Source organism: Streptomyces sp. NPDC040545 (assembly GCF_055595065.1).
In genome coordinates, this window is the sequence record NZ_JBVIWA010000012.1 from 84,564 (window position 1) to 109,010 (window position 24,447).

Genomic DNA, 24,447 nt, shown 5'->3' on the forward strand with positions numbered 1-24,447 from the left:
CAGGGCATTCCGGCCCAGTCGACCTGTTTTCGGGCGCCCGCGGACCCCCGGTCCGGGGGTACCCCTGCGCATCCACAGCCAGGATGGATAAGGTCCCGAAGCAATGGCCGGAGCACGCGTGGAATCCCTCATGGCCCGGATGCGCATGCTGTCGCACCGGGGCCGCACCGCCCTGCGTAAATCAGCCGTCGACTACTTCCGCGGCGACGCCTCCGACTGGGTCGCCTTCGGCGGCCTCCTCCTCACCATTCCCGCAATCGCCTGCGGCACGCTGATGCTGCCCGTCTGGTTCTCGCCGTCGGCGCTCGTCCTGCCGATCGTGGCCGGCGGCCTGCTGCTGCGCCCCGCCAGCCTCCTCGCCCTCTACGCCGCCTCCGCGGCCGCACTGATCGTCGAGGCCCTCGTACTTGGCCCCTACACCCAGGGCCCGGCCCGCGTCACCCCCGGCACCGTGCTGGTGGTCGCGGCGTGCGGGTTCTTCGGCCTGGTCATCGCCCAGTTCCGCAGCCGCGTCGGCGTGCCCTGGCGGCGCGGCGGCACCATGCTCTTCGACCTGCGCGAACGCATCCGCGTGCAGAGCAAACTGCCCGCCCTGCCGCGCGGCTGGCACCGCGAGATGGCCCTGCGCCCGGCCGGCGGCCAGTCCTTCTCCGGCGACTTCGTGGTCGCGGCCCGCACCAACGGCGGCCGGACCCTGGAGATCGTCCTGACCGACGTCTCCGGCAAGGGCATGGAGGCCGGCTCCCGGGCCCTGCTGCTCTCCGGCGCCTTCGGCGGACTGCTCGGCGCGCTGCCCGCCCACGGCTTCCTGCCCGCCGCCAACGGCTACCTGCTCCGCCAGGACTGGGACGAGGGCTTCGCCACTTCCATCCACCTCGTCCTGGACCTGGAGACCGGCGACTACGAACTCCTCTCGGCCGGCCACCTGCCCGCCCTCCAGCTCTCGGCGGGCACCGGCCGCTGGCAGGAGAAGTCCGGCGAGGGCCCGCTCCTCGGTGTCTACGACGGCGCCGAATTCACCCCCGCCCACGGCAACCTGCGCCCCGGCGACGTCCTGATGCTCTTCACCGACGGCCTCGTCGAGACCTCCGACCGGGAGATCAGCGAGGGCATCGACCGCCTCACCGGCGAGGCCGACCGCTACGTCGCCGCCGGCTGGAACGGCGCGGCCTGGCACCTGATCGAAAAGGTCGCCAAGGACGTCAACGACGACCGCGCGCTGCTGCTCATCCGCCGCTCCGCCTGACCACGGGGTGGGGTTTGCCCCACCACCGGTCCGCCGGGCGGCGTCATGGCCACCGCCCCACCATGATCCGTAGCGTCGGAGCCACGATCAGGACGGCGGCGAGAGGCGGCACACCATGAGGCTCCGACGGAGCGAGCGGCAGCACGGGCAGCACGGGCAGACCACGGAGGACGGGTACGACGCCACGGCTGCCGTCGAGCTGCGCGGCGTACGGCGGGCCTACGGACGCGGGGGCTCCACCGTGCACGCGCTGCGCGGGATCGACCTCAGCCTGCCGCGCGGCAGCTTCACCGCCGTCATGGGACCCTCCGGCTCCGGCAAATCGACCTTCCTGCAGTGCGCCGCCGGACTCGACCTGCCCACCGAGGGATCCGTCCGGCTCGGCGGAACCGAGATCACCGCGATGAACGAGAACGAGCTCACCGAACTGCGCCGCGGCCGCCTCGGCTTCGTCTTCCAGGCCTTCAACCTGCTGCCGTCCCTCACCGTCGAGCAGAACGTACTGCTCCCGATGCGGCTCGCCGGCGGCCGCTCCGCGCACGAGGGCCGCACCCGCGCCGCCGAGCTGCTCGCCCGCGTCGGCCTGGAGGGCAAGGGCGGCCGCCGACCGGCCGAGCTCTCCGGCGGCCAGCAGCAGCGCGTGGCCATCGCCCGGGCCCTCGTCACCCGGCCCGACGTGGTCTTCGCCGACGAACCCACCGGCGCGCTCGACACCACCACCGCGATGGAGGTCCTCGGGCTGCTCCGGGACGCCGTCGACTCGCTGTGCGCCACCGTCGTCATGGTCACCCACGACCCGGCCGCCGCCGCCCACGCCGACCAGGTGCTCTTCCTCGCCGACGGCCTGATCGCGGACCGGCTGCCGCGCAGCTCCGCGGCGGCCGTCGCGGCCCGGATGACCGCACTCACCGCCCGGCGTGCTCCGGCCGCTGCCGCTCCGGCTGCCGCTGCCGCCGCCTGAGGTTCAGCGGACCAGCGGCTGCCAGGGCCCGAGCCCCAGCTTCCCGGTGTTCCCCAGGTCCACCGGTGCGGCGAGCCGCAGCCACAGCCGCGGGGCACCGGGCCGGGGCTCGACCTCCACGATCCGCGCCGTCACGGCCGGCGCCGCCGACTCGGTGACGAGGTTGCGCCACACCATCGCGAAGAAGGCCGCCTGGCCCGGGGCCAGCGTCACCGGCCGCGGCGCCTCGTCCAGGTTCGGCGTGCCCGTGGTGATCCCCGCAGTCCCGTGCTCCACCGCGACCGCCACCGGATCGTTGCGGTCGTCGCGCAGCGACAGCTGCGGATAACCCTCCAGTACGTACGGCTGCGCACCGCAGTTGACCAGCTGGAAGTCCGCCACCCGCAGCCCCATGGCCGCGTTCCCGTCCATCTCGACGAGCCGGACCCCGCCCTCGGGACAGGGCTCCGCCGTGGTCGGCGCCGCCGAGGGCGCACTCCGGCCGGGCGCGGGCGTCGCCGGCCCGGGAGCCGCGGTCGGCCCGCCCGCCGCGGTCGGCCCGCTCACCGAGGCCGGCCCGGGAGCCGCCCTCGGGGCCGGGGGAGTCGAGCACCCCGCCGCTCCCGCCAGCACCCCCGCCGCGACCAGCCCCGGTATCCCTCGCCGCATCCACCGTTTCGCGATCATCCGGTGAGCCTACGACGGCACGCGGGCCACTCCCCCGGGATTGGCCCGCCCCCTCGGCCCCGGCCGCGCCTAACGTGCCCCCATGGACCGCACGCTCGCCGCCGACCTCGCCCGGCTCCCCGAACTCCTCGACGCCACCCGCGGCGCCGCCGCCGACGCGCTCGCCGCCCTGGACGCGCGTCCCGTCGTACCGCCCGCCGGAAAGCCGCACGACCCCGAGCCCCTCCCGGAGCACGCCACCGGCACGGACGCCGCGCTCGCCGCCTTCCGTGACCGCTGGGAGCCGCGCCTGTCGGCCTCCGCGGGACCGCGCTACCTCGGCTTCGTCACGGGAGGCGCCACCCCGGCCGCCCTCGCCGGGGACTGGCTCACCGCCGTCCACGACCAGAACTCCAACTCCGGCCTCGACGGCGGCGGCCAGGACCTCGAACGCGAGACCGTCGGCTGGCTCCGCGACCTCTTCGGCCTGACCGCCGCCCACTCCGGCGCCTTCGTCTCCGGCGCCACCATGTCCAACACCACCGGCCTGGCCATCGCCCGCGAATGGCTCGGCGAACGCCTCGGTGTCTCCCCGGCCGAGGACGGCGCGGCGGCCCTCGGCCCGGTCCGCGTGCTCTCCGGCGCCCCGCACTCCTCGATCGCCAAGGCCCTCTCGGTCCTGGGCCTCGGCCGCAACTCCCTGGTCCGGGTGCCCACCCTGCCCGGCCGCGAGGCTGTGGACCCCGCCGCCCTGGAGCGGGCACTGGCCGACACGCCCGGACCGGCCGTGGTCGTCGCCAACGCGGGCACCGTCAACACCGTCGACTTCGACGACCTCCGGGCGATCGAAGCCCTGCGCGAGCGCCACGACTTCTGGCTCCACACCGACGCCGCGTTCGGCGCTTTCGCCGCGCTCTCCCCGGAGCACGCGCACCTCGCCGACGGCCTCGACACCTCCGACTCCGTCTGTGTCGACCTGCACAAATGGCTCAACGTCCCCTACGACAGCGCCGTCCAGTTCACCCGTCGGCGCGACCTGCAGGCCCGCGTCTTCCAGAACTCCGCCGCCTACCTCGGCCCCCTCGGCGACCACCCCGACCTCGTCCACCTCACCCCGGAGAACTCCCACCGGCTCCGCGCCCTCGCCGCCTGGTTCACGCTCCGCGCGTACGGCCGCCAGGGCCACCGGGAGATCGTCGAACGCGACATCGGCTGCGCCCGCGCGCTGGGCGCCGCCCTGGAGGAGGACCCCGCCTTCACCCTCCTGGCCCCGGTCCGCCTGAACGTCGTCTGCTTCACCCTCGCCGAGGCCCCCACCCCGGAGCGCCTCACCGCCCTGCGGGAGGCGGTGGCGGCCGAGGTGTTCGTCACTCCCACCGTCCACGAGGGAACCGCCGCCCTGCGCGCCGCGTTCTCCAACTGGCGTACCACGCAGGCGGACGTACGCCGGGCAGCGGAGGCCCTCGGCGCGGCAGCAAGGGAGATCGCATGACGAACAGCCCCCTGACTCTGATCGAGGTCGAGTCCCTGGCGCGCAGCGCGCACGAGGGCCAGACCGACAAGGCCGGCCGGCCGTACGCCGAACACCTGGCGGCCGTGGCCGAGGGCGTACGGCTGCGCGGCGGCAGCGCCGAACAGCAGGCGGCGGCCTGGCTCCACGACGCCATCGAGGACGAGGCCCTCAGCCTCACCTGGCTGGATTCGGCGGCCCTCCCACAGACGGTGAAGGACATGGTCCTCGCGGTCACCAAACGCCCGGGCGAACCGGTCGAGCAGTACGCGGCCCGCATCCTGGCCACCCCGGGCGCCCTGCTCGTCAAGGAAGCCGACCTCGCGCACAACGCGGACCCTGTACGCCTCTCCGTGCTGGACGGTCCCACGCGCGAAAGGCTGTCCGTAAAGTATGCGAATATCCGTTCCCTCCTCGGCCTCACCGCCCCGTGACCCGCGCCCCGCGCCCGAAATATTCCTGTCGCACGTGTGGTTGGCGGGAACGGAACCTCGGCTATTCGTCACGGGGCGTATAGCCGGGGTCCGTTGGTGGGAGGATGGTCCATGTGGGGGTGTGCCAGGCCGTGCGCCCCGGGCCGACCAGGGGACGACCGAAGGTGTGATCAGTAGTGGCCATTTCGCTGTCAGTGGTGGTTCTGTTGGCGGTCATCCTGGTGGTGCTGATCCGTGGCAACCACATCAAGACGGGCCCCGCCATCGTCGCGGCGCTCTTCGGCTTCTTCCTCGCGTCCAGCTCGATCGCGGACGACGTGAACCGCTTCCTGAACTCCCTCGCGACGATGATCGCGAACATCAAGCTCTGACCCCGGGCGTACGGCGTCGTCAGGCGCCGTATCTCGACGAGTCGGCCGTCGTGGATCATCCGAAGGACTCGTCCTCTTCGTTCTCCGCTCGGCTTGCCGGGGTGGATGGCAGGCGGGACGGGAACCTGCCCGCGCGCCGGCACACGGGAGTCGGAGCTGATCGAAGCCCCGGGAACGACGAAGGGCCAGGTCGAGGAGACGTCCTCTGACCTGGCCCTTCGTACGTCTGAGCGGGTGACGGGAATCGAACCCGCGTAGCTAGTTTGGAAGACTAGTGCTCTACCATTGAGCTACACCCGCAACGCGCGCGCCGCAGGTCCGGGGACCTTGGCACGGACAGCATCCTAGCGGGTCGCTCCCGGTTGATGCACACCACATTCGGCGCCGTGGCGGAGGTCCGCCCGGAATGCCTCGGGAAACCCCGCGCATCAGAGTGTCTCCAGGCATGTACCCTACGTGTCGCACCGACGGGGTGTGGCGCAGCTTGGTAGCGCGTCCGCTTTGGGAGCGGAAGGTCGTCGGTTCGAATCCGGCCACCCCGACCATCAGCAGTGTCTCCACAAGATCGCGTTGTGGGCTGATTGCCGCTTGCGGTTACTATGCAAGCTGCGTGCCCGTGTGTCTGATGTACCGGGCCGAAGTCCGCTGAACCGCTGAATCACAGCGCGAAGGCAGAATCCCCAGCAGTCAGCCACAAGGAGACCGAACCGTGAAGAGCGCCGTGGAGACCCTGAACCCGACTCGGGTTCGGCTCACTGTTGAGGTGCCCTTCGAGGAGCTCAAGGACAGCCTCGACGCGGCGTACAAGAAGATCAACCAGCAGGTCACGGTGAAGGGCTTCCGGAAGGGCAAGATCCCGGCCCGCGTCATCGACCAGCGCTTCGGCCGCGGTGCGGTGCTGGAGGAGGCCGTCAACGACGCGCTCCCGAAGTTCTACACCGAGGCCGTCAACGAGGCCGACCTGAACCCGCTGGGCCAGCCCGACGTGGACATCACCGAGCTGAAGGACGGCGAGGTCCTCGCCTTCACCGCCGAGGTCGACGTCCGTCCCGAGATCGAGATCCCGGACTTCTCCGGCATCGAGGTCGAGGTCGACGCCATCGAGGTCTCCGACGAGGACGTCGAGAAGTCCGTCGAGCAGCTGCGCGGCCGCTTCGCGTCCACCACGGACGTCGAGCGCGCCGCCGCCGAGGGTGACGTCGTCACCATCGACCTCGAGGCCAAGGTCGACGGCGAGGTGCTGCCCGACGGCGTCGCCTCCGACGTCTCCTACACCATCGGCTCGGGCGAGCTCCTCGAGGGCATCGACGAGGCCGTCACCGGCCTGGAGGCCGGCGGCGAGGCCACCTTCACCTCGCAGCTGAAGGGCGGCTCCGCCGAGGGCAAGGACGCCGAGGTCACCGTCAAGGTCACCAAGGTCTCCGCCAAGGAGCTCCCGGCGCTGGACGACGAGTTCGCGCAGCTGGCGAGCGAGTTCGACACCATCGAGGACCTCAAGGCGGACAGCCGCAAGCGCCTCGAGAACATGAAGCAGTACGACCAGGCCACGCAGGCCCAGGAGCGCGTCCTGGAGAAGCTGCTGGAGCTCGTCGAGGTCCCGATCCCCGAGAAGCTGCTCGCGGACGAGGTCCAGACCCGCAAGCACAACCTGGAGCACCACCAGCTCGGCCAGATGGGTCTCGACCTCGAGAAGTACCTGGAGTTCCAGGGCAAGACGGTCGAGGAGTTCGACGCCGAGACCTCCGAGCAGGCGATCAAGGGCATCAAGACCCAGTTCGTCCTCGACGCGCTGGTCAACAAGGAGAAGCTGGGCGTCAACCAGGAGGAGCTCACCGAGCACCTCATGCGCCGCGCCGCTTCCTCCGGCATGTCCCCCGACCAGTTCGCCCAGGCTGTGGTCGAGGGTGGCCAGGTTCCGATGCTGGTCGGCGAGGTCGCCCGCGGCAAGGCCCTCGCGGTCGTCGTCGAGGCCGCCAAGGTCGTCGACACCAACGGTGAGGTCGTGGACCTGTCCGACGAGGACGAGGAGCAGGCCGCCGAGGCCGCCGCCGAGGGCGACGACGAGGTCAAGGCCGAAGAGGCCAAGTAACACCCCGGGCGAAGCCCACTGAGCAGTGCCCCGAAGGGCCCGGACACAGCTGTGTCCGGGCCCTTCGGCATGGGCCTCGTAAGGCCCCCTGAGCTTGCGCTCCGAGCGAACAGTTCGGGAAGCGGGATGGCGTTGTCCTACCTGCGCGTTAGGGTCCATGAATACGAGGGCACGTGAGTACCCGGGCGCCGGCGGACCCGTCCGCTCCGGCCGGACCGGACCCCAGAACGAGACGCTGAGACGGCACATGGCCGTCGGAGACGAGCAGGTGGATACGTGACGAATCTGAAGCCTTACGCCGCGGGTGAGCCGTCCATCGGTGGCGGCCTCGGCGACCATGTCTACAACCGGCTGCTCGGCGAGCGCATCATCTTCCTCGGCCAGCAGGTCGACGACGACATCGCCAACAAGATCACCGCGCAGCTCCTGCTCCTGGCCGCCGAGCCGGAGAAGGACATCTACCTCTACATCAACAGCCCCGGTGGCTCCGTGACGGCCGGTATGGCCGTCTACGACACCATGCAGTTCATCCCGAACGACGTCGTCACCATCGGTATGGGCATGGCCGCCTCGATGGGCCAGTTCCTGCTCACCGGTGGCGCCAAGGGCAAGCGCTTCGCCCTGCCGAACACCGACATCCTGATGCACCAGGGCTCCGCCGGCATCGGTGGCACCGCGTCGGACATCAAGATCCAGGCCCAGTACCTGCTGCGCACCAAGCAGCGGATGGCCGAGATCACCGCGTTCCACTCGGGCCAGACCGTCGAGGCGATCATCCGCGACGGTGACCGTGACCGCTGGTTCACGGCCGAGGAGGCCAAGGACTACGGCCTCATCGACGAGATCATCTCGGCCGCGTCCAACGCGCCGGGCGGCGGCGGCACCGGGGCCTGATCCAGGCTCCCCCGTCAGTACCCGTCAGCCGACAGCCCGCAGAACGCCACCAGGATGGTGAACACCCAGATGCAGAACAACTTCTCCGCCAGCGCCAACGGCCTCTACACCGGCCCGCAGGTGGACAACCGCTACGTCATCCCGCGCTTCGTCGAGCGCACCTCGCAGGGCGTGCGCGAGTACGACCCGTACGCGAAGCTCTTCGAGGAGCGCGTGATCTTCCTCGGCGTGCAGATCGACGACGCGTCCGCCAACGACGTCATGGCGCAGCTGCTGTGCCTGGAGTCGATGGACCCGGACCGCGACATCTCCATCTACATCAACAGCCCCGGTGGCTCCTTCACCGCGCTGACGGCGATCTACGACACCATGCAGTTCGTGAAGCCGGACATCCAGACGGTCTGCATGGGCCAGGCGGCCTCCGCCGCCGCGGTCCTGCTGGCCGCCGGTACCCCCGGCAAGCGCATGGCCCTGCCGAACGCCCGTGTGCTGATCCACCAGCCCTCCGGTGGCACCGGCCGCGAGCAGCTCTCCGACCTGGAGATCGCGGCCAACGAGATCCTGCGCATGCGTGACCAGCTGGAGACCATGCTGGCCAAGCACTCGACGACGCCGATCGAGAAGATCCGCGACGACATCGAGCGCGACAAGATCCTCACGGCCGAGGACGCGCTCGCGTACGGGCTGATCGACCAGATCATCTCCACCCGTAAGAGCAGCAAGGCCTGATCCTTGCCACCAGTTGGCGTGAGCACGTCGTCGGATTCGGCGATGTGAACCACGTCAAGGGGGCCCCGCACGGGGCCCCCGGCAAGGTACCGTCGGATATGAGGCACCAGGAGCGCTGAACCAGGCGTCTCCCAGGCGAAGGGGAAGCACCTCGTGGCACGCATCGGTGACGGCGGCGATCTGCTCAAGTGCTCGTTCTGCGGAAAGAGCCAGAAGCAGGTGAAGAAGCTCATCGCAGGACCCGGTGTGTACATCTGCGACGAGTGCATCGACCTCTGCAACGAGATCATCGAAGAGGAGCTCGCGGAGACCTCCGAGGTCCGGTGGGAGGAACTCCCCAAGCCCCGTGAGATCTACGAGTTCCTGGAGAGCTACGTCGTCGGCCAGGAGCCGGCGAAGAAGGCCCTCTCGGTAGCGGTCTACAACCACTACAAGCGGGTCCAGGCCGGCGAGAACGGCGGCGCGCAGGGCCGGGACGACGCGATCGAGCTCGCGAAGTCCAACATCCTGCTGCTGGGCCCCACGGGCTCGGGCAAGACGCTGCTCGCGCAGACCCTGGCCCGCATGCTGAACGTCCCCTTCGCCATCGCCGACGCGACGGCGCTGACGGAGGCCGGGTACGTCGGCGAGGACGTCGAGAACATCCTGCTGAAGCTGATCCAGGCCGCCGACTACGACGTCAAGAAGGCCGAGACCGGGATCATCTACATCGACGAGATCGACAAGGTGGCCCGCAAGAGCGAGAACCCGTCGATCACGCGCGACGTGAGCGGCGAGGGCGTGCAGCAGGCCCTCCTGAAGATCCTGGAAGGCACGACCGCCTCCGTACCGCCGCAGGGCGGCCGGAAGCACCCGCACCAGGAGTTCATCCAGATCGACACGACGAACGTGCTCTTCATCGTGGGCGGCGCCTTCGCCGGCCTGGAGAAGATCATCGAGTCGCGTGCGGGTGCCAAGGGAATCGGCTTCGGGGCGACGATCCGCTCGAAGCGCGAGATCGAGGCCAGCGACCAGTTCCAGGAGGTCATGCCGGAGGACCTGGTGAAGTTCGGGATGATCCCCGAGTTCATCGGCCGCCTCCCCGTGCTGACCTCCGTGCACAACCTGGACCGCGAGGCCCTGCTCCAGATCCTGATCGAGCCGCGCAACGCGCTGGTGAAGCAGTACCAGCGGCTGTTCGAACTCGACGGTGTGGAGCTGGACTTCGAGCGCGAGGCGCTGGAGGCCATCGCGGACCAGGCGATCCTCCGCCAGACGGGCGCGCGCGGCCTGCGCGCCATCATGGAAGAGGTCCTGATGTCGGTGATGTACGAGGTCCCGTCCCGCAAGGACGTGGCCCGCGTGGTCATCACGGCGGACGTGGTCCGCTCCAACGTCAACCCGACGCTGGTCCCCCGGATCGTCCCGAAGGACCAGGGCCCGCACGAGAAGTCGGCGTAGCCGCACTCGGCAGCGAGCAGCACGCAGAAGGGGCGCCCCGGTCGGGGCGCCCCTTCTGCGTGAGATGGTCAGAACGAACGAGTCACGCCTTGACGCAAATGGCGAACCGGTGATTCCAGTTGCTGATGCCGGCGTTCTGAAGGCGGTTCATGCATGAATCGTGGGGCGTGGTCCACGGCTTGGAAAAGGTGGAATTGCCGCGGCTCGGACGGCTGATGGACCCCTACCTGCTGATCAGGCCTTGGTGCGGCTGGTGCTGTAGAGCTTCGCCGTCAGCGCGGCCACCTCGTCGAGCGTGCCGCTGCTCCCGCCGAGTACGACCGCGGCCGGGTCGGCGGCGTTGATGCCGACCAGGGTCGAGTGGTCGCCCCAGGCGCAGGAGGGGATCTCGATGTCCTTGGGCGTCTTGGCCGTGCCGGGCTTGGTGCTGATCATCTTGATGTTGGCGCACTTCATCACGGCGCCCTTGAAGCCGGCCGGAGTGAACTCCTTCGGAGTGCCGACCAGCTCGTACTTGAACCCGAGCTTCTCGGTCTCCTTGTTGTTCTGGCCGATGCCGGCGTAGTAGCCGTCGACCGACTTCTCCGGGTCGGCGATGTCGCCCCAAAGGCCGTTGGCTGCGAGCTGCTTACCCTTCCCGTCCGTACCGACCTGGTACTTCGCGGTCGTGTTGTGCGCGTTCTGCACGCCGAGCGCCTCGGCCTTCGTCTTCCCTTCACCGGTGACCGGGGCGTCCGCCGAGGGAGCGCCGGCGGTGTCCGGAGCCTTCTGGTAGCTGTCGACCGAGGAGGGAAAGGCGAGCTTGTAGCCCTTGGTGTCGGATGCAACCGACCCCGCGCCGCCGCCCACGAGGTACCAGCCGCCGCCCGCGATCACCGCCACCGCGACGACCACGCCGATGATCAGGCCCGCCTTCGACTTCTTCGGGGGCTGGCCGCCGTACGGGGCCTGCTGCTGCGGGTAGCCGTACGGCGGTGTCGGCGGCTGCTGGGGGTAGCCCTGCGGGGGGACGCCCGGCTGCTGCTGCGGGTAGCCGTAGCCCGGCTGCGGGGCCGGCTGGCCGTACGGGTTGGGCTGGGGGGCGGGCTGGCCGTAGGGGCCCGGCGGCGGCGGGGGCTGCTGGCCGTACGGTCCCGGCTGCTGAGGCTGCTGTCCGTAGGGCCCTGGCTGGTTGTAGCTCATCCCGCGTCCCCCAATGAGGTTGCTTATCCGTTTCACACATCCTGACGGAAGCCGGGAGCGGGCAGGGCGCCGGGCCCCTGGATTACCGGTTTCATGACTGGACTGTTACCGCTCTAAACTGTGCCCCGTGACCGAGAACACGCAGACACCCAGCAGCCCCAACTCCGAACTGCCGACCACGTACGCGCCGGCCGAGGTAGAAGGGAAGCTCTACGAGCGCTGGGTAGAGCGCGGTTACTTCGAGGCGGACGCCAAGAGCGAGAAGCCTGCGTACACGATCGTCATTCCGCCCCCGAACGTCACCGGCTCCCTGCACCTGGGGCACGCCTTCCAGCACACGCTCATGGACGCCCTGACCCGCCGCAAGCGGATGCAGGGCTACGAGTCGCTCTGGCTGCCCGGCATGGACCACGCCGGTATCGCCACCCAGAACAAGGTCGAGCAGCAGCTCGCCGAGGAGGGCAAGTCCCGCCACGACCTGGGCCGTGAGGAGTTCACCGATCGGGTCTGGAAGTGGAAGGAAGAGTACGGCGGCAAGATCCTCGGCCAGATGCGCCGCCTCGGCGACGGCGTCGACTGGTCGCGTGAGCGCTTCACCATGGACGAGGGCCTGTCCAAGGCCGTCCAGACGATCTTCAAGCGGCTCTACGACGACGAACTGATCTACCGCGCCGAGCGCATCATCAACTGGTGCCCGCGCTGCCTGACCGCCATCTCCGACATCGAGGTGGAGTACCAGGACGACGCCGGTGAGCTCGTCTCCATCCGCTACGGCGAGGGCGAGGACAGCCTGGTCGTCGCCACCACCCGCGCCGAGACGATGCTCGGTGACACCGCGGTCGCCGTCCACCCCGACGACGAGCGCTACGCCCACCTCATCGGCAAGCAGATCAAGCTGCCGCTGACCGACCGCACCATCCCGGTCGTCGCGGACACGCACGTCGACCCGGAGTTCGGCACCGGCGCCGTCAAGGTGACCCCGGCGCACGACCCGAACGACTTCGCGATCGGCCAGCGCCACGACCTGCAGTCGCTGACGGTCATGGACGAGCACGGCGTGATCACCGTCCACGGCCCCTTCCTCGGCCTGGACCGCTTCGAAGCCCGTTCGGCGATCGTCGGCGCACTGCGCGAGCAGGGCCGCATCGTCGCCGAGAAGCGCCCGTACATGCACTCCGTCGGGCACTGCTCGCGCTGCAAGACCACGGTCGAGCCGCGCCTGTCGATGCAGTGGTGGGTCAAGGTCGGCCCGCTGGCGCAGGCCGCCGGTGACGCCGTCCGCGACGGCCGCGTCAAGATCCACCCCGAGGACATGTCGAAGCGCTACTTCGACTGGGTCGACAACATGCACGACTGGTGCATCTCGCGCCAGCTGTGGTGGGGCCACCGGATCCCGATCTGGTACGGCCCCGAGGGTCAGGTCGTCTGCGTCGGACCCGACGAGCAGCCGCCCACCGGCGAGGGCTGGACGCAGGACGCCGACGTCCTGGACACCTGGTTCTCCTCCGGGCTCTGGCCCTTCTCCACCCTCGGCTGGCCGGAGCGGACCCCGGACCTGGAGAAGTTCTACGCCACCGATGTCCTGCTCACCGGCCACGACATCATCTTCTTCTGGGTCGCCCGGATGATGATGTTCGGTCTGTACGCCATGGACGGCGTGGCCCCGTTCCACACCATCGCGCTGACCGGTCTGGTCCGCGACGAGTTCGGCAAGAAGATGTCGAAGTCGAACCCGAACGCGGTCGACCCGCTGGACTGGATGGACAAGTACGGCTCCGACGCCGTCCGGTTCACCCTGGCCAAGGGCGCCAACCCGGGCGCGGACGTCCCGATCGGCGAGGACTGGGTCCAGGCGTCCAGCAAGTTCGCCAACAAGATCTGGAACGCCACCCGCTTCGCGCTGATGAACGGCGCCACGATCGAGGGCGAGCTTCCGCCGGTCGAGCGGCTGTCGGCCACCGACCGCTGGATCCTGTCCCGGCTGAACAAGACGGTCGCGCAGGTCGACGGGTACTACGAGGACTACCAGTTCTCGAAGCTCAGCGAGGCGCTCTACCACTTCGCGTGGGACGAGGTCTTCGACTGGTACGTCGAGCTGTCGAAGACGACCTTCTTCGCGGGCGGCGAGCAGGCCCAGGTCTCCGGCCGCGTCCTCGGCGAGGTCGTCGACGTCATGCTGCGGCTGCTGCACCCGATCGTCCCCTTCGTCACCGAGACGCTGTGGACCACGCTGACCGGCGGCGAGTCCCTCGTCATCGCCGACTGGCCGAAGGACAGCGGCTTCCGCGACGAGGCCGCCGAGGCGGAGATCGCCTCCGTCCAGTCGGTGATCACCGAGGTCCGCCGCTTCCGCAAGGAGCAGGGTCTGCAGGACGGCCAGAAGGTTCCGGCCCGTCTGGAGCTGGGCGCCACCGCGCTGGGCGCGCACGAGGCGGCCATCCGGCAGCTGCTGCGCCTCCAGCCGGAGGGTGACTCCTTCAGCGCCACCGCGACCCTCCCGGTCGCCGGCGGCACCGTCGCGCTCGACCTGTCGGGCACCATCGACGTGGCGGCCGAGCGCAAGCGTCTGACGAAGGACCTGGGCGCCGCGGAGAAGGAGAAGCAGCAGGCCGAGGCGAAGCTCGGGAACGAGGCGTTCATCGCCAAGGCCCCGGACAACGTCGTGGACAAGATCAAGGGCCGGCTCGCCAAGGCCGAGGCGGACATCGCCCGGCTCCAGGCGCAGCTGGACGGCCTGCCGGCCGCCTAGCGGCCGGGTACGTACGCACAGGTGAAGGCCCCCGCGCCGTCGGTCGACGCGGGGGCCTTCGCCGTATCCCTTCCCCGTGCGGCGGCAGGTGTCACGGCGGATCACTGTCCGAAGTGCCCTAAATCACTCCGTTTTCGGTTCCGGGTGATCCGAACCGAAGCGCTGACCACGGATGATGGAGGGCATGCGCGTCAAGCCCGTCGTCCCGGCCTTCGACCGGCTGGTGGCTTCCGGCCGCCGGCTCACCGAGAGCTGGGCCGGGTCGCCGCGGGCCGTGGACGTGCTCACCGCGCTCGGCTGCCTCGGCCTGATGGCCCTCGACCTCCCGGGTCTCGCCGCCGCCGACAATTCGCTGACCGGGCCCGCCGCCGCCGTCGTCCTCGCCCTCGGCTGTACCACCCTGCTGGTGCGCCGCAGGCAGCCCTGGATCTCGTACCTGGCCGCGCTGCTCTTCATCGGGTGGCTGCACGAGCTCACTCTGATCCAGTTCGCCCTCTACTCGGTCGGCCGCTACCGCGGGCGCCGGGCCGGGATCCTCGCCACGCTCGGCTACGTCGCCTTCGCGCTGGTCATGTTCGTCCTGCCGGGCTGGCCAGAGCCCGCGGGTCAGACCCTCAGCGGGTTCCTCAGCGTGGTCGTGCCCATCGGGGTGCTCGCCTCCGCGGTGGGCATCGCCGCCTACCGGCACGACCTGGTGGGGGAGCTGACGGCCCGGCGGGCCGAGTCCGCCGTGCTCCACGCCGTCCAGCAGGAGCGCACCTCCGTGGCCCGCGACGTCCACGACTTCGTCGGGCGCGAGCTGACCCTGCTCACGGTCCGCTCCGAGGTGTTGTCGATGCGGGCGCGCGAGACGGCGTACGGGCCGGACTTCGAGGAGCTCGCCGACACCGCGCGGCGGGCCCATCTGGTGCTCAACGAGATCATCGTGCAGCGCGGGGAGCGGGCCTCGACCCCGGGCGTGGACGGGCTGCCGGCGCTCGCCGAGGAGAGCGGGCGGGCCGGCTCGCCCGTCCGGCTCGCCATGGACGAGGACATGCACGAGCTCTCCCCGCTGCGGCAGGCGGCCGTCTACCGGGTGGTGCAGGAGTGCCTGACCAATGCCGCCAAGCACGCGCACGGGGAGACCATCGACGTCTCGATCACGGCGGACGGCCCGCGGCTGCGGATAGCGGTCAGCAACGCGCTGCCGGCCCGGTCCCCGGGCCGGGCCCCCGTCTCGGCGGGCTCGGGCACGGCGAGCATGTCCGAGCGCGTACGCAGCCTCGGCGGGACCCTGACGGCCACCCGCACGCGGGACGCGTACGAGGTCGTCGCCACCCTCCCGCGAGGTTAGCCCCGCGCCGGGGCGAGCAGGCCGCCCAGGGCGTCCAGGTCCTCCACGCACCGGCCGGAGCCCAGCGCCACACAGTCCAGCGGATCGTCCGCGACGAAGACCGGGATGCCCGTGGCGGAAGCCATCCGCAGGTCCAGGCCGGGCAGCAGCGCGCCGCCACCGGTCAGCACGATGCCGTGCTCCATCACATCACCGGAAAGCTCCGGCGGGCACTCCTCCAGGGTGGTGCGCACGGCGCCGATGATCGCCTCGACGGGCTCGTCGAGGGCGGCCCGTACGTCCTTGGCGCTCAGCACGAGCGTCTTCGGCATGCCGGCGACCTTCTCGCGGCCGCGCACGGTGAAGGTGCGCGTCTCCAGCTCCGGCCGGTCCGGGACCGGCCAGGCCGAGCCGATGCCCAGCTTGACGTCCTCGGCGGTGCGCTCCCCGATGAGCAGCCCGTGTTCCTTGCGTACGTGGTCCATGACCGCCGCGTCGAGCCGGTCCCCGCCGACGCGCAGCGACCTGGACGTGACGATGCCGCCCAGGGAGATGACGGCGACCTCGGAGGTGCCGCCGCCGATGTCCACGACCATGGAGCCGCGGGGCTCGGCCACGGGCAGCCCGGCGCCGATGGCCGCGGCCATCGGCTCCTCGATCAGGTGCACGACCTTGGCTCCGGCCCGTGTGGCCGCCTGGACGATCGCCCGCCGCTCGACCGGGGTGACTCCGGAGGGGACGCAGATCACCATCCGGGTGCGGGGCCGACGGCCCGGGACGGCCTTGCGGACGAAGTGCCGGATCATCTCCTCCGCGGCCTCGTAGTCGCAGATCACACCGCCCCTGAGCGGGCGGATCGCGGTGATGGAGCCGGGGGTGCGGCCGATGGTCTCCTTGGCGTCCGTACCGACGGCCAGGGCGGTGGTGGTGCCCGCCTTCACGGCGACCACGGACGGCTCACTGAGGACGATTCCGTGCCCCCGTGCGTAGACGAGGGTGTTGGCGGTGCCCAGGTCGATCCCTATGTCGAGGCTGGATGCTGTCTTGTTGCTGCTGGCCTGCGGCATTTATTCCCCTATCTCCTGCCGCAAGGCTTGCATAACGATCCGGTCGCCCCGGGCGCCGGAGGTCCTGAAACGGCCGGGCCGAAAGTCCCCCGGGTCCCCGTCCGTAGACTGGCCCTGTGAGTGACCAGCAGCCCGAGAGCCACGACCGCGACGACAACGACGACCTCGCCGGTACCTTCGACGAGTTCGAGCAGATCGTGGCGGAAGAGTCCGACCGCGACCCCGACCTGGCGGTGATCGAGGCCGGCAGCCGCACCCTGCGCGCCCAGGCCGGACCGCCCCAGGGCGACCCGGTACCCGCCAGGCCCGTAGACCCGGAGGTCGCCAAGGCGCTGCTGGAGGTGGAGCAGGAGCTCGCCACCCGCTGGGGCGAGACCAAGCTGGAGCCCTCGGTGTCCCGTATCGCGGCGCTGATGGACGTGCTGGGCGAGCCGCAGCGCGCGTACCCGTCCATCCACGTCACCGGCACCAACGGCAAGACGAGCACGGCCCGCATGATCGAGGCCCTGCTGAACGCCTTCGAGCTGCGCACCGGGCGCTACACCAGCCCGCACGTGCAGTCGATCACCGAGCGGATCAGCCTCGACGGGGCGCCGATCACCGCCGAGCGGTTCGTCGAGACGTACCACGACATCAAGCCGTACGTGGAGATGGTCGACGCCTCCGAGGAGTACCGGCTGTCCTTCTTCGAGGTGCTCACCGGGATGGCCTACGCGGCCTTCGCGGACGCCCCGGTGGACGTGGCCGTGGTCGAGGTAGGCATGGGCGGCAGCTGGGACGCGACCAACGTCATCGACGCGTCCGTCGCCGTGGTCACCCCGATCAGCCTGGACCACACCGACCGGCTCGGCTCCACGCCCGGTGAGATCGCCGTGGAGAAGGGCGGCATCGTCAAGCAGGACGCGACCGTGATCCTGGCCCAGCAGCCGGTGGACGCGGCGCAGGTGCTGCTGAAGAGGGCCGTCGAGGTGGACGCCACGGTGGCCCGCGAGGGCATGGAGTTCGGCGTCGTCTCGCGCGAGGTCGCGGTCGGTGGCCAGCAGCTGACGCTGCGCGGTGTGGGCGGGGAGTACGACGGCATCTTCCTGCCGCTGTACGGCGCCCACATGGCGCACAATGCGGCGGTGGCGCTGGCCGCCGTCGAGGCCTTCTTCGGGATCGGCCAGGAGCACGCCCGGGTCCTGGACGTGGACACCGTGCGCAAGGCCTTCGCCTCGGTGTCCTCGCCGGGCCGCATGGAGGTCGTGCGGCGCAGCCCGACGGTCGTCCTGGACGCCGCCCACAACCCGGCGGGCGCGGTGGCCACCGCGGAGGCGGTCACCGAGTCCTTCGGCTTCAGCCGGCTGATCGGGGTCGTGGCCGCGAGCGAGGGCAAGGACGTCCGCGGAGTGCTGGAGGCCTTCGAGCCGATCTTCGCGGAGGTGGTGGTGACGGAGAACTCCAGCCACCGGGCGCTGGGCGCGGACGAGCTGGCGGCCGTCGCGGTCGAGGTCTTCGGCGCGGAGCGGGTGCAGGTGGAGCCGCGGCTGGACGACGCCCTGGAGGCGGCGATCACCCTGGCGGAGGAAGAGGCCGAATACGGTGGGGCCGGGGTCCTGGTGACCGGTTCCGTGATCACGGTGGGCGAGGCCCGCCTGCTGCTGAAGAGGGGCTGAGGGATGCGCACGCTGTGTGCGAGCACGCTGATCGGCGAGTTCTTCGTGATCGGCTTCGCGGGGCTGGTGGCGATGAAGGACCCCGATCTGACCCAGGCCTCGGTCTGGACGGTGTGCGGGGTCACGATGCTGCTGTCGGTGCTGCTGTGCGGGATGCTGTCGCGCCCCGGGGCCGTCCAGCTGGGCTGGGCCCTGCAGATCGGCCTGATCGCGAGCGGGTTCGTCGTCCCGACGATGTTCTTCCTCGGCGCCGTGTTCGCCGGGCTGTGGTGGTGCTCCGTGCACTACGGCCGCAAGATCGACACGATCAAGGCGCGCTGGGCGGCCGCGCAGGAGGCGCAGGGCGCGCCCGGGGCGCCTGACGCTGCGTGACGGGTCCCCTGATCGGCCCTGTAGATTCGCCCTACCGCACCCGTTTGCCGCAAGGAGCCGCAACATGACCCAGCGCACCCTCGTCCTGCTCAAGCCCGACGCCGTCCGTCGTGGTCTGGTCGGCGAGATCATCGGCCGCATCGAGCGGAAGGCCGGCTGGACCATCCCCGCACTGGAGCTGCGTACGCTGGACCAGGAGACCCTGGAGGCGCACTACGGCGAGCACAAGGGCAAGCCGTTCTACGAGCCCCTCATGGGCTTCATGGCGAGCGGCCCGATCGTCGCCCTGGTGGTCGAAGGTGAGCGGGTGATCGAGGGTGTCCGCCAGCTGGCCGGACCCACTGACCCGATCGCCGCAGCGCCGGGCTCCATCCGGGGTGATTTCGGCACGATCACGCGTGAGAACCTGATCCACGCCTCGGACTCCGAGGAGTCCGCCGAGCGTGAGCTGAAGCTGTTCTTCCCGGCGCTCTGAGCACGCTTTCCTGACGGAACATCAGCCGAATAGCGCTCATGACCTGGGGCGACCGAAGTAATTTCGGTCGCCCTCCGGTATTTCCGAGCCGAAGCGGGAACGCCTGGGCAGGACACGTCGTCACCACTGTGGGGGCGGCTATCCATTCCGGCGGGATTGCCGGAGTCCCGTCGCGCGGTCTTCGTACTTGCGGCACTACGATGGGGCCTCCACCCACACACCCACCTCGCCGACCTGACAGCAGCCGCTATCAACTGGAAGGCCAGACGCTCCTCATGGGGAACAAGGGGAACAAAATGTCGTTCATCGGCCGTGACATGGCGATCGACCTCGGGACCGCCAACACGCTGGTGTACGTGAGGGGCCGGGGGATCGTCCTGAACGAGCCGTCCGTGGTCGCCATCAACACGAACACCGGTGGCATTCTGGCGGTCGGCTCGGAGGCGAAGAAGATGATCGGGCGCACGCCCGGCAACATCGTCGCCGTACGGCCCCTCAAGGACGGCGTAATCGCCGACTTCGAGATCACCGAGCGTATGCTCCGGTACTTCATCCTCAAGATCCACAAGCGCCGCTACCTGGCCCGCCCGCGCGTGGTGGTCTGCGTTCCCTCCGGCATCACGGGAGTGGAGCGACGCGCCGTCATCGAGGCGTCCACGCAGGCCGGCGCCCGCCAGGTGCACATCATCGAAGAGCCCATGGCCGCCGCCATCGGCTCGGGCCTGCCCGTCCACGAGGCCACCGGCAACATGGTCGTGGACATCGGCGGCGGCACCACCGAGGTCGCCGTCATCTCCCTCGGCGGAATCGTCACGGCACAGTCCATCCGGGTGGCCGGCGACGAGCTCGACAACGCGATCATCCAGCACATCAAGAAGGAGTACTCGCTGCTCCTGGGTGAGCGCACGGCCGAGCAGATCAAGATCACCATCGGGTCGGCCTACGACCTCGACAAGGACGAGCACACCGAGATCCGCGGTCGCGACCTGGTCTCCGGTCTGCCCAAGACGGTCGTCATCTCGGCCGCCGAGGTGCGCAAGGCCATCGAGGAGCCGGTCAACGCCATCGTCGACGCGGTCAAGACCACGCTCGACAAGTGCCCGCCGGAGCTCTCCGGCGACATCATGGACCGCGGCATCGTCCTGACCGGCGGCGGCGCCCTGCTGCGCGGCCTCGACGAGCGGCTGCGCCGGGAGACCGGCATGCCGATCCACATCGCGGAGGACCCCCTCGACTCCGTCGCGCTCGGCTCCGGCAAGTGCGTCGAGGAGTTCGAGGCCCTCCAGCAGGTCCTGGACGCCCAGCCCCGTCGCTGACAGATGCCCCTCCCTGCCGGAGGGGCCATGCGGAACACAAGGATCCGCCGTACGGGTGCTACCGGGCCCGTGCGGCGGATCGTTGATATACAGGCAAAAGAGAAATCCGACGAGGAAGGCACGGCCGCCGCACGTGAGGGACACACGAGAAAGCCGGCTGCTCCTGGTGCTTCTGATCGCCATCGCGTTCGCGTTGATCACGGTGGACATCAGGGCAGGCGAGGAGTCGCCGGTCGACGGTGCCCGGCAGGCCGCCGCAGCGGTCTTCGGTCCCGTCGAGGAAGGTGTGGCGACCGCGGTCGATCCGGTCGCCAACGCCATAGGGGCGGTAAGGGACTCCGGCGAGCGCCACAACCGCATCGCCACCCTGGAGCGCGAGAACGCGGCGCTGAAGGCCAAGCTGGGCAGCGAGGACCAGACCCGCAGCCGCATCCACGAGCTCGACGAGATGCTCAAGCGGGCCGGCGCCGGGCAGTACGGCATCAAGGGCGCAGAGGTCATCGCCATAGGAGCGGCCCAGGGCTTCTCCTGGACCGTCACCATCGACGCCGGCACCAAGGACGGCATCGAACGCGACATGACCGTCCTCAACGGGGACGGGCTCGTCGGCCGGGTCAGCACTGTCGGCCCCGACACCGCCACCGTCGTCCTCGCCAACGACCCCGACTTCACCGTCGGCACCCGGCTGGAGAAGACCGGTGAACTGGGCTTCGCCACCGGCCAGGGCGACCGCGCCCTGTCCGTCCAGATGCTCAACGGCAAGGCCAAGGTCAGCCCCGGCGACCGGCTCGTCACCTTCGGCTCGCGCGGCAACAAGCCCTTCGTGCCCGGCGTGCCGATCGGCGAGGTGGTCAAGGTCGAGCCCTCGCGCGGCGACCTGACCCGCACCGTCTGGGTGCGTCCGTTCGTCGGCTTCTCGCGCCTGGACATCGTCGGCGTCGTGGTGATGCCGCCGCGCGAGGACCCCCGCGACGCGGTCCTGCCGCCCAAGCCCGAGGCACCCAAGCCCACCCCCACGGTCACCGTCACGGTCACCCCGTCCGGGTCCGCCGGCGTGCCCGCCAAGCCGGCCGACGACTAGGAGCAGACCACGCATGCGCTTCAACCGGATCCTGCTCTCGGCCACCCTCGTCGTGGTCGCCCTCGTCATCCAGGTCACCGTCCTGGGCCGGCTCCAACTGCCCGGCGCCGTGCCCGACCTGCTGCTCCTCACGGTCGTCTCGCTCGCACTCGTGTACGGGCACGTCAGCGGCGCGCTCATCGGCTTCGCCGCCGGCCTCCTCGCCGACCTGGCCCCGCCCGCCGACCACGCCGCCGGACGGTACGCGCTCGTGCTGTGCGTCATCGGCTACGTCGCCGGACTGACCCGCCCCGACGGCGGCCGGTTCCGTTCCGCCTGGGGCCCGATGCTCACCGTCGTCGCCGCCGCGATCGGCTCCACCCTGCTCTACGCGGGCGTGGGCGCCCTCGTCGGCGACACCGCCGCCCGCCACGTGGGCCTGACCGGGCTGGTGTTCACTGCCACCCTCTACGACCTGCTGCTCGCGCCGTTCACCGTGCCGTGGATCATGGCGCTGGCGCGGAAGGCCGAGAACGACCCGATGGCCGTCGAGGCCGGCGGCGGCCCCGCCAACAAGGCCGCCGACGTCTCCGCCGGCTGGCTCGCCGGCGGTACGGGCCTGCGCATCGGCAGCCAGCGCGGCGGCCTGCGCCTGAAGACCGCGCGCTCGCGGGCCAACAAAGCTGTCCGTATAAAGGGGGTCAAAGCGGTCAAGGGTGTGAAGAGCGTCAAAAAGCTGTGAGGGAGGACCAGTCGTGACCAACGCGCCGGAGACCGGACGTACCTCCCGGGTGCAGATCAGACTCGTCATGATCCAGGTGCTCGTCTTCTCGATGCTGCTCACCCTCGGCGGCCGGCTCTGGTACCTCCAGATCCGCAACGGCGACGAGTACTACCACGAGGCGAAGAGCAACCACGTCCAGCGGGTCGTCCAGCCCGCCGTGCGCGGCTCGATCCTCGACGCCCGCGGGGTCCCGCTCGCCGACAACGAGACCCGCCTCGTCGTCTCCGCCAGCCGCACCGCGCTGATGAAGATGAAGGACAAGGGCAAGGGCGTCATGACCCGCCTCGCCGACGTCCTGGACATGACCCCCAAGGAGGTCATGGACAAGGTCCGGCTCTGCGACTCCCAGACGCCCGCGCCCTGCTGGAACGGCTCCCCGTACCAGCCGATCCCGGTCACCCTCGAAGCCACCACGCAGCAGGCGCTGCAGCTGCGCGAACGCCCGGAGGACTTCCCCGGCATCACCGCCGAGCCCACCGCGGTCCGCCGCTACCCGGCCCCCGGCGGGGCCCGTACCGCACAGGTGCTCGGCTACCTCTCGCCGGTCACCGACGAGGAGATCCAGAAGGCCAAGGACTCCGACTCGCCGCACCTGCGTTCCGACCAGGTCGGGCGCTCCGGCATCGAACGCACCTACGACAGACAGCTGCGCGGCAAGGCGGAGGTCACCTCGTACGAGGTCGACAACCTCGGCCGGGTCATGGGCCAGACCAAGTCCGACCCGGGCGTGGCCGGATCCACACTCGTCACCAGCATCGACGCCCGGGTCCAGGCCGTCGCCGAGTACGAGCTCCAGGACGCGATGAAGGTCGTCCGCAACGAGACCGACAACATCACCGGCCGCAAGTACGAGGCCGACTCGGGCGCCGTCGTCGTCATGGAGGCCAAGACCGGCCGCATCGTCGCCATGGCCTCCCAGCCCGACTACGACCCCAACACCTGGGTCGGCGGCATCTCCGGCAAGGACTACGCCAGGCTCACCAGCAAGAACTCCAACTACCCGCTGCTCAACCGGGGCATCCAGGGCATGGCCCCGGCGGGCTCCATCTTCAAGGTGGTCTCCGCGAGTGCGGCCGTGCGGGCCGGCTACAAGTTCTACGACAAGTACAACTGCAGCAGCTCCTACAGCCTCGGCGGCCGCAGCTTCGCGAACTTCGAGTCCAAGGGACACGGCCCCATCACCCTCGGGGACGCGCTCAAGTTCTCCTGCAACACCGTCTTCTACGCCCTGGGCCACAAGGAGTGGCAGCGCGACGGCGGCCTCAGCCCCAAGAAGGACGCCCACGACTGGTTCTACCGGACCGCCCGGGAGTTCGGACTCGGCTCCGAGACCGGGATCGACCTGCCGAACGAGGTCACCGGACGCATCCCCGACCGGAAGTGGAAGCAGAACTTCTGGAAGGCCAACAAGAACGCCTGGTGCAAGCAGGGCAAGCGGGGCGGCACCTACGTCGAGCAGATCGCCTATGAGAGCTGCCTCGAAGGCAACCAGCTGAAGGCCTACGACAGCATCAACTTCGCCATCGGCCAGGGCGACGTCCTCGTCACCCCCATCCAGATGGCCACCGCCTACTCCGCCATCAGCAACGGGGGCACCCTCTACAACCCCACCGTCGGCAAGGCCGTGATCAGCCCCGACGGCAAGCACATCGAGATGATCAAGCCCCAGTCGCACGGCAGGCTGCCGATCGACGCCAAGACCATCGGTGACCTCGACAAGGGCCTGCGCTCGGTCGTCGAGCCCGGCGGCACCGCCGCCTGGCGGTTCATGGGCTGGCCGATGGACAAGATCCCGATGCACGCCAAGACCGGCACCGCCCAGGTCTACGGCAAGCAGACCACCTCCTGGCTGGCGACCTACACCAAGGACTTCACGATCGTCATGACGATCTCCCAGGGCGGCACCGGCTCCGGAGCCTCGGGCCCCGCCGTACGCAACCTCTACAACGCCATCTACGGTCTGACCATGGACGGCAAGCAGGACCCCAAGCGGGCCCTGCTGCTGGGTCCCGAGGCGAAGCTGCCCCGGATCGGGCCCGACGGCTCCATCACCTCCCCGGAGATCCGGCCGTACGTGCCGCCGTCGCCGGAGGATCTCGAGCCGGCCGTGCTCGCAGGGCCGCCCGCACCGCCCGCGGCACGCCAGGACTAAGGAA

General features: G+C 70.0%; 22 protein-coding genes and 2 tRNA genes. 20 read left to right on the plus strand and 4 right to left on the minus strand.

The annotated features are described in order from the left end of the window. The first annotated feature begins 103 nt into the window (after positions 1-103). Both ACZ573_RS22750 and ACZ573_RS22755 read left to right on the plus strand, forming a co-directional pair. Entirely contained in the window at positions 104-1,246 is a 1,143-nt protein-coding gene (locus ACZ573_RS22750; RefSeq protein WP_471306969.1) for a SpoIIE family protein phosphatase, read from the plus strand. Between the two features lie 115 nt (positions 1,247-1,361). Beyond that, complete coding sequence (locus tag ACZ573_RS22755; protein WP_471306971.1) at positions 1,362-2,207, plus strand: ABC transporter ATP-binding protein; 846 nt, start codon at positions 1,362-1,364, stop codon at positions 2,205-2,207. Between the two features lie 3 nt (positions 2,208-2,210). Here ACZ573_RS22755 and ACZ573_RS22760 read toward each other — a convergent pair whose 3' ends face one another. Beyond that, on the minus strand, positions 2,211-2,618 hold the full coding sequence (locus tag ACZ573_RS22760; RefSeq protein WP_471306973.1) for a DUF4232 domain-containing protein: 408 nt from the start codon (positions 2,616-2,618) through the stop codon (positions 2,211-2,213). Between ACZ573_RS22760 and ACZ573_RS22765 the strand changes: the two genes are divergently transcribed. The 4 genes from ACZ573_RS22765 (at position 2,599) to ACZ573_RS22780 (ending at position 5,167) form a co-directional block, all read left to right on the plus strand. After that, positions 2,599-2,880, plus strand: a complete 282-nt coding sequence (locus ACZ573_RS22765) for a hypothetical protein (protein ID WP_471306975.1) — start codon at positions 2,599-2,601, stop codon at positions 2,878-2,880. The genes ACZ573_RS22760 and ACZ573_RS22765 overlap by 20 nt on opposite strands. 75 nt (positions 2,881-2,955) lie before the next feature. Beyond that, positions 2,956-4,344 (plus strand): pyridoxal phosphate-dependent decarboxylase family protein, encoded by a 1,389-nt coding sequence (locus ACZ573_RS22770; RefSeq protein WP_471306976.1) that lies wholly within the window; start codon positions 2,956-2,958, stop codon positions 4,342-4,344. Beyond that, complete coding sequence (locus ACZ573_RS22775) at positions 4,341-4,796, plus strand: HD domain-containing protein (RefSeq protein WP_471306977.1); 456 nt, start codon at positions 4,341-4,343, stop codon at positions 4,794-4,796. Before ACZ573_RS22770 ends, ACZ573_RS22775 begins: the two co-directional genes overlap by 4 nt. A gap of 176 nt (positions 4,797-4,972) precedes the next feature. Beyond that, positions 4,973-5,167, plus strand: a complete 195-nt coding sequence (locus tag ACZ573_RS22780; RefSeq protein WP_030008564.1) for a membrane protein — start codon at positions 4,973-4,975, stop codon at positions 5,165-5,167. Between the two features lie 229 nt (positions 5,168-5,396). Here ACZ573_RS22780 and ACZ573_RS22785 read toward each other — a convergent pair. Beyond that, a tRNA-Gly gene (locus tag ACZ573_RS22785) sits at positions 5,397-5,467 on the minus strand. Positions 5,468-5,635: 168 nt separating this feature from the next. Between ACZ573_RS22785 and ACZ573_RS22790 the strand changes: the two genes are divergently transcribed. From ACZ573_RS22790 to clpX, 5 genes are all read left to right on the plus strand, one after another. Next, positions 5,636-5,712, plus strand: a tRNA-Pro gene (locus ACZ573_RS22790). A 164-nt stretch (positions 5,713-5,876) separates the two neighbouring features. After that, the gene (gene tig, locus ACZ573_RS22795; RefSeq protein WP_471306981.1) at positions 5,877-7,256 is read left to right on the plus strand and encodes a trigger factor; all 1,380 of its coding nucleotides are present in this window, start codon (positions 5,877-5,879) and stop codon (positions 7,254-7,256) included. A 276-nt stretch (positions 7,257-7,532) separates the two neighbouring features. Continuing rightward, positions 7,533-8,150 carry an ATP-dependent Clp protease proteolytic subunit gene (locus ACZ573_RS22800; protein WP_030008567.1) on the plus strand — a complete coding sequence of 206 codons (618 nt, stop codon included), beginning with the start codon at positions 7,533-7,535 and terminating at the stop codon, positions 8,148-8,150. Positions 8,151-8,204: 54 nt separating this feature from the next. After that, the gene (locus ACZ573_RS22805) at positions 8,205-8,879 is read left to right on the plus strand and encodes an ATP-dependent Clp protease proteolytic subunit (RefSeq protein WP_030384694.1); all 675 of its coding nucleotides are present in this window, start codon (positions 8,205-8,207) and stop codon (positions 8,877-8,879) included. 153 nt (positions 8,880-9,032) lie between these two features. After that, positions 9,033-10,319 carry an ATP-dependent Clp protease ATP-binding subunit ClpX gene (gene clpX, locus ACZ573_RS22810; RefSeq protein WP_030026955.1) on the plus strand — a complete coding sequence of 429 codons (1,287 nt, stop codon included), beginning with the start codon at positions 9,033-9,035 and terminating at the stop codon, positions 10,317-10,319. Between the two features lie 234 nt (positions 10,320-10,553). Here the strand turns inward: clpX and ACZ573_RS22815 are convergent, their stop codons facing one another. Beyond that, positions 10,554-11,501, minus strand: coding sequence for a hypothetical protein (locus ACZ573_RS22815; protein ID WP_471306982.1), 948 nt, complete (start codon positions 11,499-11,501; stop codon positions 10,554-10,556). A gap of 127 nt (positions 11,502-11,628) precedes the next feature. On the opposite strand from ACZ573_RS22815, the gene ACZ573_RS22820 reads away from it, so the two are divergent. After that, entirely contained in the window at positions 11,629-14,250 is a 2,622-nt protein-coding gene (locus ACZ573_RS22820; protein WP_471306985.1) for a valine--tRNA ligase, read from the plus strand. Positions 14,251-14,434: 184 nt separating this feature from the next. Further along, positions 14,435-15,583 carry a sensor histidine kinase gene (locus tag ACZ573_RS22825; RefSeq protein WP_471306986.1) on the plus strand — a complete coding sequence of 383 codons (1,149 nt, stop codon included), beginning with the start codon at positions 14,435-14,437 and terminating at the stop codon, positions 15,581-15,583. On the opposite strand, the gene ACZ573_RS22830 is transcribed toward ACZ573_RS22825, so the two are convergent. Next, positions 15,580-16,629 carry a rod shape-determining protein gene (locus ACZ573_RS22830; protein ID WP_471306989.1) on the minus strand — a complete coding sequence of 350 codons (1,050 nt, stop codon included), beginning with the start codon at positions 16,627-16,629 and terminating at the stop codon, positions 15,580-15,582. The genes ACZ573_RS22825 and ACZ573_RS22830 overlap by 4 nt on opposite strands. A 116-nt stretch (positions 16,630-16,745) precedes the next feature. Between ACZ573_RS22830 and folC the strand changes: the two genes are divergently transcribed. The 7 genes from folC (at position 16,746) to mrdA (ending at position 24,443) form a co-directional block, all read left to right on the plus strand. Next, positions 16,746-18,284, plus strand: coding sequence for a bifunctional tetrahydrofolate synthase/dihydrofolate synthase (gene folC / locus ACZ573_RS22835; RefSeq protein WP_471306991.1), 1,539 nt, complete (start codon positions 16,746-16,748; stop codon positions 18,282-18,284). A 3-nt stretch (positions 18,285-18,287) separates the two neighbouring features. Then, on the plus strand, positions 18,288-18,656 hold the full coding sequence (locus ACZ573_RS22840; protein ID WP_453421819.1) for a DUF4233 domain-containing protein: 369 nt from the start codon (positions 18,288-18,290) through the stop codon (positions 18,654-18,656). A 64-nt stretch (positions 18,657-18,720) separates the two neighbouring features. Then, positions 18,721-19,131 (plus strand): nucleoside-diphosphate kinase, encoded by a 411-nt coding sequence (ndk, locus tag ACZ573_RS22845; RefSeq protein ID WP_030008577.1) that lies wholly within the window; start codon positions 18,721-18,723, stop codon positions 19,129-19,131. Between the two features lie 296 nt (positions 19,132-19,427). Next, positions 19,428-20,447 carry a rod shape-determining protein gene (locus ACZ573_RS22850; protein WP_008738981.1) on the plus strand — a complete coding sequence of 340 codons (1,020 nt, stop codon included), beginning with the start codon at positions 19,428-19,430 and terminating at the stop codon, positions 20,445-20,447. A 133-nt stretch (positions 20,448-20,580) separates the two neighbouring features. Then, on the plus strand, positions 20,581-21,528 hold the full coding sequence (gene mreC / locus ACZ573_RS22855) for a rod shape-determining protein MreC (RefSeq protein WP_471306994.1): 948 nt from the start codon (positions 20,581-20,583) through the stop codon (positions 21,526-21,528). Positions 21,529-21,541: 13 nt separating this feature from the next. Next, complete coding sequence (gene mreD / locus ACZ573_RS22860; protein ID WP_301371169.1) at positions 21,542-22,249, plus strand: rod shape-determining protein MreD; 708 nt, start codon at positions 21,542-21,544, stop codon at positions 22,247-22,249. Between the two features lie 13 nt (positions 22,250-22,262). After that, entirely contained in the window at positions 22,263-24,443 is a 2,181-nt protein-coding gene (gene mrdA, locus ACZ573_RS22865) for a penicillin-binding protein 2 (protein ID WP_471306996.1), read from the plus strand. The last annotated feature ends 4 nt before the right edge of the window (positions 24,444-24,447 follow it).

Bases quoted from the DNA above. Each gene is read 5' to 3' on its own strand.
- ACZ573_RS22805 (WP_030384694.1), top strand. From the start codon at position 8,205: ATGGTGAACACCCAGATGCAGAACAACTTCTCCGCCAGCGCCAACGGC.
- ACZ573_RS22775 (WP_471306977.1), top strand. From the start codon at position 4,341: ATGACGAACAGCCCCCTGACTCTGATCGAGGTCGAGTCCCTGGCGCGC.
- ACZ573_RS22830 (WP_471306989.1), bottom strand. From the start codon at position 16,629: ATGCCGCAGGCCAGCAGCAACAAGACAGCATCCAGCCTCGACATAGGG.
- ACZ573_RS22770 (WP_471306976.1), top strand. From the start codon at position 2,956: ATGGACCGCACGCTCGCCGCCGACCTCGCCCGGCTCCCCGAACTCCTC.
- ACZ573_RS22765 (WP_471306975.1), top strand. From the start codon at position 2,599: ATGGCCGCGTTCCCGTCCATCTCGACGAGCCGGACCCCGCCCTCGGGA.
- ACZ573_RS22815 (WP_471306982.1), bottom strand. From the start codon at position 11,501: ATGAGCTACAACCAGCCAGGGCCCTACGGACAGCAGCCTCAGCAGCCG.
- ACZ573_RS22850 (WP_008738981.1), top strand. From the start codon at position 19,428: ATGTCGTTCATCGGCCGTGACATGGCGATCGACCTCGGGACCGCCAAC.
- ACZ573_RS22755 (WP_471306971.1), top strand. From the start codon at position 1,362: ATGAGGCTCCGACGGAGCGAGCGGCAGCACGGGCAGCACGGGCAGACC.
- ACZ573_RS22760 (WP_471306973.1), bottom strand. From the start codon at position 2,618: ATGGACGGGAACGCGGCCATGGGGCTGCGGGTGGCGGACTTCCAGCTG.
- ndk (WP_030008577.1), top strand. From the start codon at position 18,721: ATGACCCAGCGCACCCTCGTCCTGCTCAAGCCCGACGCCGTCCGTCGT.
- ACZ573_RS22750 (WP_471306969.1), top strand. From the start codon at position 104: ATGGCCGGAGCACGCGTGGAATCCCTCATGGCCCGGATGCGCATGCTG.
- ACZ573_RS22840 (WP_453421819.1), top strand. From the start codon at position 18,288: ATGCGCACGCTGTGTGCGAGCACGCTGATCGGCGAGTTCTTCGTGATC.
- ACZ573_RS22825 (WP_471306986.1), top strand. From the start codon at position 14,435: ATGCGCGTCAAGCCCGTCGTCCCGGCCTTCGACCGGCTGGTGGCTTCC.
- mreD (WP_301371169.1), top strand. From the start codon at position 21,542: ATGCGCTTCAACCGGATCCTGCTCTCGGCCACCCTCGTCGTGGTCGCC.